The following is a 14600-nucleotide window of genomic DNA, read 5'->3' on the forward strand; positions in this document are numbered from 1 at the left end:
GGAGCGAAAAATGGACTTTTTGCAAAGCATCTTTTCTTTGCCACGTGCCCACAAACGAGTGATCAGTTTGTCAATAGACACTCTGTTTATTTTATTTAGCTTCTGGTGTGCTTTGTTTGTTCGATTAGATAACGTTTCACTGTTATGGGACACATCCTATTGGATGGTGGCTGCGACAATTTTACCTATCAGCTTGGTTGCATTTACTCGGTTGGGTTTATATCGTGCAGTGTTAAGGTATATGGGATTGCAGGCTCTTATGGCAATATTTGTTGGTGTTGTAATATCAACAATCGCATTAGTCACAGTATCTTTTTATGCCGATACTAACATTCCTCGTACTGTTCCATTGATTTACATGGCTTTTTGCTTAGTGTTAATTGGTGGTTCGCGCTCTTTATTACGCTCTTTAGTGGGGACTGGTATTAAAAAAGTTGGTGAACCCGTTATTATTTATGGTGCGGGAGTCAGCGGGCGTCAGTTACTTACCGCCTTAGTGCAAAGTCACGAGTATTATCCTTTTGCGTTTGTTGATGATGATAAAACTCTTCATGGCACTGTACTTCAGGGGGTTCATGTTCATTCTCCTTCTATTATTCGCAAGTTAATTAAGCAAAAGTCTGCTACAAAAGTATTGCTTGCTATACCTAGTGCTAGTCGTTCTAGACGCCAACAGATTTTAAATTCACTCGAGCCTTTAGCTATTCAGGTTTTAACTATTCCAGCAATGTCAGACTTAGTCAGTGGTACAAAATTATATACTGATATAAAAGAAGTCGAGATTGACGATCTTTTAGGGCGTGATTCGGTGTTTCCCCGCCAGGACTTACTTGCTGCGAATATTAAAGGCAAAGTCGTTATGGTAACCGGTGCCGGTGGGTCTATAGGCTCAGAATTATGTCGCCAAATTTTGAAACAACAACCTAAAAAGTTGGTTTTGTTCGAGCTCTCAGAATTCGGACTTTATGCCATTGAGCGAGAATTAAGTGCTACGGCATTAGAGTTAGGGTTGGATGTTAAAATTTTACCTATGATGGGCTCGGTGCAACGTGAAAATCGTGTTAAAGCTATAATGGAGTCGTTTGGTGTACAAACGGTTTACCATGCAGCGGCTTACAAACATGTTCCGCTTGTTGAGCATAATGTTGTTGAAGGGGTGCGAAATAACGTATTTGGTACTTTATATACGGCCAGAGCAGCGGTTGAAGCTAAGGTTGAAACGTTTGTGTTAGTGTCTACCGATAAAGCCGTTCGTCCAACAAATGTAATGGGCACAACTAAGCGTATGGCTGAGTTAGTACTGCAAGCTTTTGCTAAAGAGAAACACAGCACTCGTTTTTGTATGGTGCGCTTTGGTAATGTGCTCGGTTCATCGGGATCTGTTGTGCCATTATTTAGAACTCAGATAGCTAACGGTGGCCCAGTTACCGTTACTCACCCTGAAATCACTCGTTTTTTCATGACAATTCCAGAGGCTTCACAGTTAGTTATTCAGGCTGGGGCCATGGGCAAAGGTGGTGATGTCTTTGTACTTGATATGGGTAAGTCAGTTAAAATTGTTGACTTGGCAAGCAAAATGATACGTTTGAGTGGCTTTGAAGTTAGAAGCGATACAAACCCAGACGGCGATATCGATATTGAGTTTAGTGGTTTACGTCCGGAGAGAAACTTTATGAAGAGTTACTTATTGGCGATGATGTAACGGGCACTGAACATGAACGAATTATGACTGCTAATGAGCTACATTTAACTTGGGCTGAGTATTCTAAAATCCTTGAACGCTTAGACATTGCTTGCCATGAATTTAATCATGAAGCAATTAGAGATATTTTGTTAACGACGCCAACAGGTTTTGCACCGACTGATGGTATATGTGACTTGCTGTACCAACAAAAAGCAAAGAATTCGGCTTCTCAAGGCAAAGTTGTTAACTTTGGGACTTAAATAACTGACCGCATTAGTTGCTTATTGTTCTTTATTTACTTATATAAAAAATATTGAAAGCCTTGAGTGAAAACTCAAGGCTTTTTTATTGGATTTTATTTCTCACCTATCTGACTCTGATTTTATCCCTTTTTTATTTCTCGAACTCTGCTATCGGGGATCTCGTTTTTAGTTTTATAAATGTTTGGAGAAGTAGATCCCGGCTCACAAGCTTTGCCGGGATGACGTTAGGCGGAAGCGTTACCAGGATGATGTTGCTTTCCTAAAGTTGCTTTCCAAGAAGACGATAAAGTATGACGTTCCATCTCGTCATCCCCGAGTGCTGTTATCGGGGATCCCGTTTTTAGTTTTATAAATGTTTGGAGAAGTAGATCTCGGCCCACAAGCTTTGCCGGGATGACGTTAGGCGGAAGCGTTACCGGGATGGCGTTAGGCGAAGTTTTTGGGGATCATGGTAGGTGAGGTTTTTTAGTGGGATGACGTTAGGTAAAGTTTTGGGGGATCATGATCGCTGGGTTAGGGGATCATTACTGTGCATTGTTGGGGGGCGATATGTGTGACATGCTCTAAATGACTATTGTTTAGTTTTTGTGTTAAGTTAAATCCATCTAAAATATAAAAAGGATTTTTTATGCAGATACTTCATCATGGTGCGGTTAATGGCGTGACTGGATCTTGTCATCAATTGGATATCAATGAAACCAGCAGTGTATCGAGTTATCTTATTGATTGTGGGTTGTTTCAAGGCGCAGAAACAGCTGGTAAATCTTCTGCACAACAGCTGCAAATTGAGTTTGATATTAGTGCTATTCAAGCATTAATTGTTACTCATTGCCATATTGACCATGTTGGTCGAATCCCTTATTTAATCGCTGCTGGTTTTAATAAACCGATTTATGCCACTAGAGCAACAGCGGCGTTGTTGCCGCTAGTGATTGAGGATGCGTTAAAAATCGGCGTGACGCGTGATAAAAAGTTGATAGATGCTTTCTTATTAAAGCTTGAGTCTTTAATACGGCCAATAGATTATCATCAATGGGTATCATTACCTTTAGTTGATCCCAATACTCAACAACATGAAGTTACTGAGGTAAAACTTAAGTTTAAACCCGCAGGGCATATCTTAGGTTCAGCATATGTGGAATTTGATCTAATAGGTAAAGCAAAACATCGAGTGGTTTTTTCGGGTGATTTAGGTGCAACTTATGCCCCTTTGTTAGCCAGTCCCCGCAGCCCGTATCGTGCAGATACGCTAGTGATTGAATCAACCTATGGCGATAAGAATCATCAAGGTCGAAAAGATCGCAGCAAGCAGCTTAAGCAGATTATTGAAAAGTGTGTTGCAGACAATGGCGTCGTACTTATTCCTGCATTCAGTATCGGCCGAACTCAAGAGTTACTATATGAATTCGAGCAGATAATAACTAAAAACCAGCATAATTCTATTTGGCAAAATATTGATATAATTGTCGATTCACCTATGGCTGCTAAGTTCACACAAAAGTACCTTGAGTTTCAGGCCCTATGGGACAATGAAGCTAAACAGGTGGTCAATAAAGGCCGTCACCCATTAGATTTTGAACAACTTTATACTATCGATAGTCATCAAGACCATTTAGCGGTGATAAATTACCTTAACTCCCGTAAAAAGCCTGCCATTGTTATTGCTGCCTCTGGTATGTGCAGTGGTGGTCGGATTATGAATTACCTAAAACGCTTTTTATCTGAGCCTACCGCTGATGTGTTATTTGTGGGCTATCAAGCTCAAGGTACACCGGTAGAGATATTCAAACCTATGGTCCGAAAGCCGGCTATGTGCTGTTAGATGACGAGCGTATTGATATTAAAGCTGGTGTTCATACTATAAGTGGTTACTCGGCTCATGCAGACCAGTCTAATTTAGTTAATTTCGTCAAACGTATGCACCATAAACCTAAACATATACGTATTGTGCATGGTGATGATGACGCTAAACAAGCACTTGCAGACAAGTATCGCCAAATGCTACCAGACTGTAATGTGGTGATTGGTAAAGCTTAGGGTCTACGTCATTTCGCGAGTTGTTATTTAAGGCATTTAGATTTTATAAATCAGATCCTGGCCCAGAAGCATTACCGGGATGACGATGGGTGATGCATTGCCTTTATGACTGCCGATGCGGCATTACCTATATGTCTGCCGGTTTGATGTTTTTTCTTCGTCATCCCCGAGATCTGTTATCGGGGATCTCGATTTTAGATATTTTGTATGAGGACAGGATCCGGCCCAGAAGCATTACTGGGATTACGGTGGTTTTGTATACCGAGGTGACGGTGTTACCGTAATACCGGTGGTACATCTTAATCGTTAACCCTTGGTAGACTTTGTATTGTCACTTACAATTAACCTTAATGATTTTGATATGGCTTAGTGAATGTCTTTGAAGATTTTAGTGACGGGTGGAGCAGGTTTTATTGGCTCGGCCTTAGTGCGTTTTATAATTGAAAAATGAATACGGCCAATACCTACTACGTTTGATTGAGGAAGTAAGATAATGCGTTTGTTGATCACTGGGGCCAATGGTCAGCTGGGGCGATCGCTAGTCGCATATTTGCACTGCGTTATGATGCCTCATGTTGAAGTATTAGCGTTAACAAAGCAGCAGTTAGATATTTCAAACTTTGATGCCGTTGAACAGGTAATAGCTCAATATCAGCCCGATTATATTATTAATACAGCAGCTTATACCGCAGTTGATAAGGCTGAAGATGATATTGAATTGGCTTTTGCAATTAATTGTGATGGTGCTGCGAATGTTGCTAAGGCTGCGAATAATATTGGCGCGACAATATTTTATATATCAACGGATTATGTTTTTGCAGGTGATAAGCAGGGCGATTACCAAGAAAACGATATTACCGCTCCTTTAAGTGTGTATGGCGAAAGTAAACTCGCCGGTGAAGTTGCTGTAATGCAAACAAATCCTAAACATATTATTTTACGTACCGCCTGGATGTTCAGCGAATACGGTAATAATTTTGTCCGCACTATATTACGTTTAAGTCAGCCTAACCCCACTTTAGCTATTGTTGATGACCAGTTTGGCGGGCCAACTTATGCTGGGCATGTGGCGCAAACTTTGATTTCTATAATGCTGCAGTTGGCTAATAATACGGCACTTGGTAAAGATGCTGAAAATGTTAACAATGATCAAGACAACCCCATTAATGATGCGCTTTACGGTGTATATCATTTTGCGGGTTTGCCACATGTTAGTTGGTATCAACTTGCTCAGCAGATACTTCAACAAAAGTCTTTGAATCATCATAAGCGGGCTGAAAATCATCGAATAGCAACAGAGTTAAATCTTGCTAAATTAAAGCCTATTCCCACAGAACAATATCCTGTTGCCGCTAAACGACCTAAAAACAGTAAGTTAGCTTGTCAAAAAATTATAGATACATTCGGTATTCAGTCCAGTGATTGGATGTCGGCTTTATCTAAGGTGGTGACAATATTAGCGCCACTTGGATTAGAAGATGATGCTTCGCAGATAAGATTTATACCTCCAATTAAGTCCGAAAAAGAGCAATAAATGAACGTGATTGAAACTAATATAGCCGATGTGAAAATCATCGAGCCTAAGATGTTTGGTGATGACCGAGGCTATTTCTGCGAAACCTGGAGTCAGCAGCAGTTTGAGCAATCAGTGACAGGCAAGCCGACTCATTTTGTACAAGACAATCATTCAAAATCGGTAAAAGGCACCCTGCGCGGATTACATTTTCAGCGTCAGCAGGCTCAAGGTAAGTTAATTCGAGTGATATCTGGTGAGATATTTGATGTTGCAGTTGATATTCGTATTGATTCATCGACATATGGCCAATGGGTTGGGATAGTGTTATCTGCTGACAATAAACGCCAAGTGTGGATCCCGGCAGGTTTTGCTCACGGTTTTTATGTATTAAGTGATTCGGCAGAATGTGTTTATAAGTGTACAGATTATTATCATCCACAATCAGAACAAACGGTCCTGTGGAATGATCCTAATCTAGATATTAAGTGGCCTGTACACGCAGAGCCTTTATTATCGGTAAAAGATCAACACGGACTGTTATTTAAAGATATTAGGCCACTTGTTGTTTGATTAGAGCAGATCCCGCCCACAAGCTTTGCCGGGATGACGTTAGGTGGGGCGTTGCTGGGACTTAGGTGGAAGCGTTACCTAGTAGATCCGGCTCACAAGCTTTACCGGGATGAAGATAGGTAGGAGCGATACGGGTATGACGTTAGGTGGAAGCGATACGGGTATGACGCTCCATCACGTCATCCCCGAGATCTGTTATCGGGGATCTCGTTTTTAGTTTTATGGTTGGTTTAGAAAAGCAGATCCCGCCCACAAGCTTTGCCGGGATGACGTTAGGTGGTAGCTATACTGGGATTTAGGTGACGTAAGATGGGCAATAGCCTTATGACAGTAGGTGGAAACGTTACAATTGCAGTGCTGATGTTTTCATCGTCATCCCCGAGATCTGTTACCGGGGATCTCGTTTTTAGTTTTATGGTTGGTTTAGAAAAGCAGATCCGGCCCACAAGCATTGCCGGGATGACGTTAGGTGGGGCTTAGGTGGAAGCGTTACCTAGTAGATCCTGGCTCACAAGCTTTACCAGTATGACGTTAGGTGGAAGCAGGGTTGATGTTTTCATCGTCATCCCCGAGATCTGTTATCGGGGATCTCTATTTTGGGGCTGTTAGTCGCTATGATGTTTGCATGATTAATTTAGCATAATATTTTAGTATTTAAAGTAAACCATAATAAAGATCGACCCAGCGAGGGTTACTTTTATCTATCAATTTTATTTTCCAATCACGATTCCATTTTTTAAGCTGTTTCTCGCGAGTGATAGCTTGATAAATATCATCATAAACTTCAAAATAAACTAATTGCTTGGTGTTATATTTTTTGCTAAATCCATCAAAAACGTTATTTTTATGCTCATATATACGCTTTACCAATGAAGCGGTTACTCCTATATAAAGAGTACCGTTAGGTTTGTTGGTGAGTATATAAACGTACGATTGCTGCTCCATAGCAATGAAGTCCTATCCATGGTCAAGTTATTCTTTAACCTTTATGTTAGTTCATAAATTTGACTTAGGGCTTGTCTATAACAAGATTGAGGCGCTTGTAATAATATTATTGAGGTCTAAAGTAGGGATAACGTCATCCGCTATATTTGTTAGTGCGGATGACGTCATTTAAATGAGTTAATCTAGCCCTAAAAAACCGCCTGTTTGATGTGCCCAAAGTTGGCTATAAATACCGCCGCTGGCGATAAGTTCTTGGTGGCTACCTTGTTCAACTATTTTGCCTTTGTCTAACACGATTAATCTGTCCATCGCGGCTATGGTTGATAGTCTATGAGCAATAGCGATAACGGTTTTACCTTCCATTAATTCATATAATGATTCTTGAATGGCCGCTTCAACTTCTGAGTCGAGTGCTGATGTGGCTTCATCTAAAAGCAAAATTGGGGCGTTTTTAAGTAGCACCCGAGCAATGGCGATACGTTGACGTTGTCCGCCTGACAGTTTTACACCGCGCTCACCGACTTGCGCGTCTAAGCCGACATTACCATGTGGATCTGTTAAGGCGGCAATAAACTCGGTGGCTTGTGCCTGTTGAATGGCTGCAACTAATTGTGCTTCGCTGGCATTAGGGTCACCATAAAGAATATTTTCACGGATCGAGCGATGCAACAGCGATGTGTCCTGTGTCACCATACCGATATGAGCGCGTAATGAGTCCTGGGTAACATCCTTTAATCCTTGATGGTCAATTAAAATCTCACCTTGTTCGATGTCATGAAAGCGCATTAATAAATTCACTAGGGTAGATTTACCCGCGCCTGAACGTCCTACTAAACCGACTTTTTCACCGGCTTTAATGTGTAAGTCTAACCCTTCAATTACCCCCGTTTTTTCCCCGTAATGAAAGCTAACCTGATTAAAATCAATCTGACCTTGGCTAACATTGAGCGGCTTGGCATCGACTTTATCTTCAATCAAAATAGACTTAGATAAGGTATTCATGCCATCTGTCACTGTGCCGATATTTTCAAATAATGAACTGATTTCCCACATTATCCATTGAGACATGCCATTGAGTCGCAGCGCTAAACTGACCGCAATGGCAATTGCGCCGACTGTGATAGCATCGTCCGCCCATAGCCAAATAGAGACTGCAGCAATGGTGAAGGCTAAAATGTAGTTGATAATTTGTACCGATACGTTAATCACGGTTACCAAACGCATTTGGCCGTAAACAGTTTTTAAAAAAATCATCATGCTGTCTTTGGCATACTCGGTTTCTTGCTGGGTATGAGAAAACAGTTTTACGGTGGATATATTGGTATAGCTGTCAACAATACGCCCAGTCATGGTTGAACGTGCATCGGCTTGTTCTGTGGCGATCGCTTTTAGTTTTGGCACCAGTTTCCATTGAATGGCCACATAGGCGGCTAACCAAATTAGCATTGGTAACATTAAGCGTAAGTCAGCACTGGCTATCATGACTAACATTGAAGTGAAGTACACTAAAATGTATACCAATACATCCAGTAGCTTCATCACAGTTTCACGCACAGCAAGGGCTGTTTGCATGACTTTGGTGGCGACGCGACCTGCAAAGTCATCTTGGTAGAATGAAATACTTTGTTTTAATAGGTAACGGTGCGCCATCCAGCGGATAGCCATTGGATAGTTACCTAGTAAGGTTTGATACACAATTGATGCATGCAGCCAAACCAGAAACGGGATAATGACTAACACAATAATTGACATGGTGATTAACGTGTTACTTTCATCTTGCCATAATGTTTCGGGGTCTTTAGTGACCAGCCAGTCAACCAGTTGCCCCATAAAGCCAAAAAGGGACACTTCTAGCATCGCCAATAGCGCCGTTAGCACTGACATGATAATTAATGGCCTGCCGAACCCTTTGGTATAATGACGGCAAAAAGCATATAAGCCTTTTGGCGGTTGAGTCGGTTCTTCTGGTGGCAAAGGTTGTACGAGTGATTCAAAAAATTTAAACATGCAAGGCTCTGGTTATTCTTAAATATTCTTTGTTGTTAGGATACCTCAAGTGATCAATAACCTCAGTATTATTTGCTGCTAATATGAATCGAAATATAAATGGCTGTGTTTGTGGTGGGTAAGTCAACTAGGCTTAGCGTGAGTGCCGATTTCCGCTAGTGCAAAGTGGTTTGCTGACGTACAGTAGGCTTCTTATTAATTCTACAGGTTTCATTGTGGCTATTCTTCCCGAACATGATTGCACTATTTTGGCAGAGGTTTGTCGTCAAGCTAGGCTTAGCCGTGATGCGCGATTTGATGGTCAATTTTATACTGGCGTTTTTAGCACGGGTATTTATTGCCGCTCTATTTGTCCTGCGTCACCGCCCCATGAGAGAAATGTTCGTTACTTTGATAGCTCAATAAAAGCCGCTAATCATGGCTTACGTCCATGCTTACGTTGTCGACCAGATAGCGCACCTCATTCTTATGCCTGGATTGGCACTCAAACCACATTGCAGCGAGCGATAAAGCTGATTGATAATGGCGCTATGTCGGGTGAATCGGCGCTTAGTGTTGAGCAGTTATCCGATAAACTTGGTATTAGCAGCCGCTATTTAGTGAAATTATTTAGTCAATATTTTGGCACATCACCAAAGCAATATGCCTTATATCAACAAGTGATGTTTGCTAAAAGATTATTACACCAAACGAGATTACCGATAACCGAAGTTGCACTTGCATCAGGGTTTAATAGTATTCGCAGTTTTAATGAAACGTTTAAGAAAGCACTACAATTAACGCCTACTGCGCTTAGAAAAGGTCTAAATAAGGTCTCTGTTAATAAAAGCGAAGAAATAGTTCAAACAGCATCGACACTTAAGCACAGCAATGATCAAAAAGATGACATTAACACTTGCGCAAGCATTACATTAAAACTCAGTTATCGCCCTCCATTAAACTGGTCTGCAATGCATGATTTTTATCATTTAAGGCAAGTTACCAATATGGAGTGGTTGGCTGAGAATGTTTATGGTCGAAGTTTTAATCTTAATGGTGTTAAAGGTATATTGCAGCTCAAGCACATAAAGACTCAGTCTTTGTTTGAACTAACCGTAAAATTTGTGCAACCAGAGGATTCGCGTTACTTAGCCGCAGTGGTGAATGCTGTTAGAAAGATGCTTGACCTAGATGCAGACATGTTGACTATTGAACGCCAACTGAAAAGTATTAAGGCTATCGATATTAATGCTGTTGTATTAAAGCCAGGGTTAAGAATACCGGCCACGTTTTCGGTGTTTGAAGCGGCATGTCGAGCTGTGCTTGGTCAACAAGTTAGCGTGGTACAAGCCTCTAAATTGCTCAATACCTTAGTTGAACATTATGGTGAGCGTATAATGCTTGATCAGCAAACGTTTCGCTTGTTCCCGACACCTGAAGCTATTGCAAGTGCTAGCCTAGATGAACTTAACATGCCAGGAGCAAGAAAGTTAGCCTTAAATGGGCTCGGTCAGTTTGTGAATGATCATCCGCAATCTTCACCACTGGATTGGCTTAATGTTAAAGGTATTGGCCCCTGGACTGTCGCCTATGCGCAAATGCGCGGTGAAAGTCAGTCTAATATATTGCTAACTGGCGATCTTGTTATCAAAAACCGCTTAAACGCATTATGTAACAAGGGCGGTATTAGCATTGAAACCGTCAAACAATATCAACAGTTGGCAGATCAGGTTGCTGAGCAAGCTGCACCATGGGGCAGCTACTTAACGTTTCAGTTATGGTCAGCCGAGTAAAATTGCGGCGACTTAATATCGATGCAGTTTAATGTAGATGCTATTTAGTTTTAGTGCGGCTTCATTAAAGCTCGCCAAGATTTAATTTACACTAGGGATAAATAACCATGGTTAATCAATATCAGCCGCCAGTATTAGCAGTTAATTTAACCAGCCCAGTAGGCCTGTTGTCAGTAAAAGCCTCAAGCGAAGGGCTGACTCATTTGACGGTTGTTGATATTGACCGCAAGTCAGCTGACGTTGAAATATTTGAGCAGGTTATTGAGCTTGAATTCAATAATGAGCAATCAGATGTGCTAAAACCACAACAAAAACATCAGGCTTTGCAACACATAAACAAGGTTCATCAGCAGTTAACCGAATACTTTGGCGGGAAACGAAAGATGTTTGAGTTATCACTCGCGCCTAAGGGCACTGTATTTCAGCATCAAGTTTGGCAAGCGTTATCAGCCATGCACTATGGTGAGGTTTGCAGTTACAGCGACATTGCTAATGGTATAAATCGCCCTAAAGCGGTCAGGGCTGTTGGGGCCGCAAATGGGGCAAACCCGATTGCAATAATCGTCCCGTGTCATAGGGTTATTGGTAAAAGTGGTAAATTAACCGGCTATGCCTATGGATTAGCGATGAAGCAGTTTTTATTGGCGTTAGAGATTAAATATCAAAACTAAGACGCCTGGTGAGACTTTGTCAGGAATGAATTAATAGAAAAGCTAGATCCGGCCCAGAAGCATTGCCGGGATGACGATAGTTAGACATTGCGCCATCCTTGAGGCTATTCTATTTCGTGAACCTGAGACTATTCTATTACGTCATCCCCGAGATCTGTTATCGGGGATCTGGTTTTAAATACTTTGTATGAATACTCGCTCCTGGCCCAGAAGCATTACCGGGATGACGATAGTTCGACATTGCTGGGATGACGATAGTTAGACATTGCGTCATCCTTGAGGCTATTTTATTTCGTGAACCTGAGACTATTCTATTACGTCATCCCCGAGATCTGTTATCGGGGATCTGGTTTTAAATACTTTGTATGAATACTCGCTCCTGGCCCAGAAGCATTGCCGGGATGACGGTAGCTCGACATTGCGTAATCCTTGAGGCTATTCTATTACGTCATCCCCGAGATCTGTTATCGGGGATCTGGTTTTAAATACTTTGTATGAATACTCGCTCCTGGCCCAGAAGCATTACCAGGATGACGGTAGCTAGATATTGCCGGGATGACGATAGTTCGACATTGCGTCATCCTTGAGGCTATTCTATTTCGTGAACCTGAGACTATTCTATTACGTCATCCCCGAGATCTGTTATCGGGGATCTGGTTTTAAATACTTTGTATGAATACTCGCTCCCGGCCCAGAAGCATTACCGGGATGACGGTAGCTAGATATTGCTGGGATGATGGTAGTTCGACATTACCGAGATGATGGTAGCTCGACATTGCGTCATCCTTGAGGCTATTTTATTTCGTGAACCTGAGGCTATTCTATTACGTCATCCCCGAGATCTGTTATCGGGGATCTGGTTTTAAATACTTTGTATGAATACTCGCTCCTGGCCCAGAAGCATTGCCGGGATGACGATAGTTCGATATTACCGGGATGACGATAGTTAGACATTGCGCCATCCTTGAGGCTATTCTATTTCGTGAACCTGAGACTATTCTATTACGTCATCCCCGAGATCTGTTATCGGGGATCTGGTTTGTTATTTCCTATTTAAAGTATTTTCGATAATGTCGTCGCTCTTTCTAAATTTTAGAATGGTATTATCAGCTTACAAAACCGCACTCAGCTTAGTGAATTATTTCAGACTTCACCTACAAACTAATGTAAAATTGCGGTTTACCCAAATTAATTGAATTGATACATGACCCAAACTGCTACTTTTACTGATTTTGGCTTATCTGCGCCTTTGCTAGCGCGGCTTGTTGAGCTAAATTATACCTCCCCAACACCGGTGCAAGCAGCGACAATTCCGGCGTTATTGCAAGGTCAGGATATTCTTGCCGGAGCAAATACCGGTTCAGGTAAAACAGCTGCGTTTGCATTACCTATCATTCAACATTTAAGCCTTGCCACCAAAAAAAGTACCTCAAAAAATAATAATGTCAGTTGCTTAGTGTTGGTGCCAACGCGTGAGCTAGCTAAGCAGGTGGCCGATAGTTTTCAGTCTTACGCAAGTCATTTAAATGGCTTGATTAAAACCGTGGCTATTTATGGTGGGGTGTCAGTTAATACCCAAATGTTAGCTTTGCGTGGTGGTGCGGATGTTGTCGTTGCGACGCCAGGGCGATTACTCGATTTACTGTCTTCAAATGCACTTAAGTTAAATACAGTTTCGCATTTAGTGCTGGATGAAGCTGATCGCATGTTAAGCCTTGGTTTTACCGAAGAGTTAAATCAAGTATTAGCGTTAATGCCAAAACGTAAACAAACATTATTATTTTCGGCGACATTTCCCGAAGATGTTCAAACCTTAGCTTCATCATTGCTGACTAAGCCACTTGAAATACAATTGCAAAGTGCTGAAGCGAGCACTCTGGTGCAACGTGTTTTTACTGTAAACCGTGAATCTAAAACAGCTTTGTTAGCGCATTTGATCAATGAAAATCAATGGCGCCAAGCGCTTATTTTTGTGAATGCTAAAAATACCTGTAATCATTTAGCGCAAAAATTGGCTAAAAGAGGCATTAATGCTGAAGTGTTTCACGGCGATAAAGCTCAGGGTGCAAGAAATCGTGTATTAGAAGCTTTCAAATTGTCTGAAATTGATGTATTAATTGCCACCGACATAGCAGCTCGCGGTATTGATATTGAAAAACTACCTGTGGTGATTAATTTTGACTTGCCACGTAGTCCCGCTGATTATATGCACCGTATTGGTCGAAGTGGCCGAGCTGGTGAAGTGGGTTTAGCCATTAGCTTGCTTTGTCATGATGATTATCATCATTTTTCAGTAATAGAGAAAAAAATCAAATTCGCCTTGAACGTGAGCAAATAGCTGGCTTTGAGGCTGATGAAGAAATGCCATTAAGCGCGCAAATCGTTAAACCAATGGCTAAGCCGGCAGGAACGGGAAAAAAGAAGCGTAATAAACTTCCTCCTGAAAATGTAAATGTTTGGTCTAAAAACGAAATTAAGTAGTAGGTATATGAAACAAGTTTTTTGGTTAATAGATGGGCAACTTGCAGGACGTAGTGGTCCCAATAAAGATGCATGGGATTTAACAGAGTTAAAGGCCGCAGGGTTTGGTGCGATAGCCTCTCTGAATGATGGTGCTATGTGTGACACACAAGCTATGGCTGATTTAGGTATAGCGCATCAAGTATTTAACTTACCTGATAATATTCCACCTGTTGAAAGTGATGTTGAAATTTGTGCTGAAATTATGCCTAAGGTATTAGCATTTATTCGTCAGGCTGAATCGGAAAATAAAGCAGTATTACTACATTGCCGTTCGGGGATTAATCGTACCGAACTTATGATGGCGTATTATTTAATGGAAAATGGTGCTGCACCTGTGCATGCAGTGAGTCAGGTACGCAATGCCAGTGGATTAGCGTTTGACGCTGAAGGCTGGGACCAGTTTGTTTACGACGTGTTATACAGATTACAAAGTTCATCTAACTAATTATTTGTATTGGTTAGAATAAAGGAATACTTAACAGTTCAATGCTGAGTCGGTTTATTCATGATTCTGTACTGTTCTGCTGAGTATTCCTTTTTTATTGGATGTCACCTTCTGAGGCAATATCCATTTTACTTAACGATTATCTCCAAATGGTATTGAAATAGTCA

8 protein-coding genes and 3 pseudogenes are annotated in these 14600 nt (G+C 41.3%); 9 read left to right on the plus strand and 2 right to left on the minus strand.

The window, feature by feature from the left end; genetic code table 11:
* Positions 1-10: 10 nt before the first annotated feature.
* The 5 genes and pseudogenes from L0B17_RS07355 (at position 11) to rfbC (ending at position 6070) form a co-directional block, all read left to right on the plus strand.
* Positions 11-1944: pseudogene (locus tag L0B17_RS07355) on the plus strand (polysaccharide biosynthesis protein).
* Positions 1945-2575: 631 nt separating this feature from the next.
* Positions 2576-3984 (plus strand): annotated as a pseudogene (locus tag L0B17_RS07360) (MBL fold metallo-hydrolase RNA specificity domain-containing protein).
* 373 nt (positions 3985-4357) lie between these two features.
* Positions 4358-4435 carry an NAD-dependent epimerase/dehydratase family protein gene (locus L0B17_RS18265; RefSeq protein WP_443019944.1) on the plus strand — a complete coding sequence of 26 codons (78 nt, stop codon included), beginning with the start codon at positions 4358-4360 and terminating at the stop codon, positions 4433-4435.
* A gap of 42 nt (positions 4436-4477) precedes the next feature.
* Positions 4478-5518: a dTDP-4-dehydrorhamnose reductase gene (gene rfbD, locus L0B17_RS07365; RefSeq protein ID WP_235088876.1), complete on the plus strand. Its 1041-nt coding sequence runs from the start codon at positions 4478-4480 to the stop codon at positions 5516-5518.
* The gene (gene rfbC, locus L0B17_RS07370) at positions 5519-6070 is read left to right on the plus strand and encodes a dTDP-4-dehydrorhamnose 3,5-epimerase (protein WP_235088881.1); all 552 of its coding nucleotides are present in this window, start codon (positions 5519-5521) and stop codon (positions 6068-6070) included.
* Positions 6071-6724: 654 nt separating this feature from the next.
* Here rfbC and L0B17_RS07375 read toward each other — a convergent pair.
* On the minus strand, positions 6725-7015 hold the full coding sequence (locus L0B17_RS07375) for a GIY-YIG nuclease family protein (protein ID WP_235088882.1): 291 nt from the start codon (positions 7013-7015) through the stop codon (positions 6725-6727).
* A gap of 177 nt (positions 7016-7192) precedes the next feature.
* On the minus strand, positions 7193-9022 hold the full coding sequence (locus L0B17_RS07380; RefSeq protein ID WP_235088883.1) for an ABC transporter ATP-binding protein: 1830 nt from the start codon (positions 9020-9022) through the stop codon (positions 7193-7195).
* A 215-nt stretch (positions 9023-9237) separates the two neighbouring features.
* Between L0B17_RS07380 and L0B17_RS07385 the strand changes: the two genes are divergently transcribed.
* From L0B17_RS07385 to L0B17_RS07400, 4 genes and pseudogenes are all read left to right on the plus strand, one after another.
* Positions 9238-10794, plus strand: coding sequence for a DNA-3-methyladenine glycosylase 2 family protein (locus tag L0B17_RS07385; protein WP_235088884.1), 1557 nt, complete (start codon positions 9238-9240; stop codon positions 10792-10794).
* A gap of 107 nt (positions 10795-10901) precedes the next feature.
* Entirely contained in the window at positions 10902-11465 is a 564-nt protein-coding gene (locus L0B17_RS07390; RefSeq protein ID WP_235088885.1) for a methylated-DNA--[protein]-cysteine S-methyltransferase, read from the plus strand.
* A 1204-nt stretch (positions 11466-12669) separates the two neighbouring features.
* A pseudogene (locus L0B17_RS07395) lies at positions 12670-13946 on the plus strand (DEAD/DEAH box helicase).
* Between the two features lie 7 nt (positions 13947-13953).
* Positions 13954-14433, plus strand: coding sequence for a protein-tyrosine phosphatase family protein (locus tag L0B17_RS07400; protein ID WP_235088888.1), 480 nt, complete (start codon positions 13954-13956; stop codon positions 14431-14433).
* Positions 14434-14600 lie beyond the last annotated feature (167 nt).

Source organism: Shewanella sp. OMA3-2, assembly GCF_021513195.1.
In the GTDB taxonomy this organism is placed as follows: Bacteria; Pseudomonadota; Gammaproteobacteria; order Enterobacterales; family Shewanellaceae; genus Shewanella.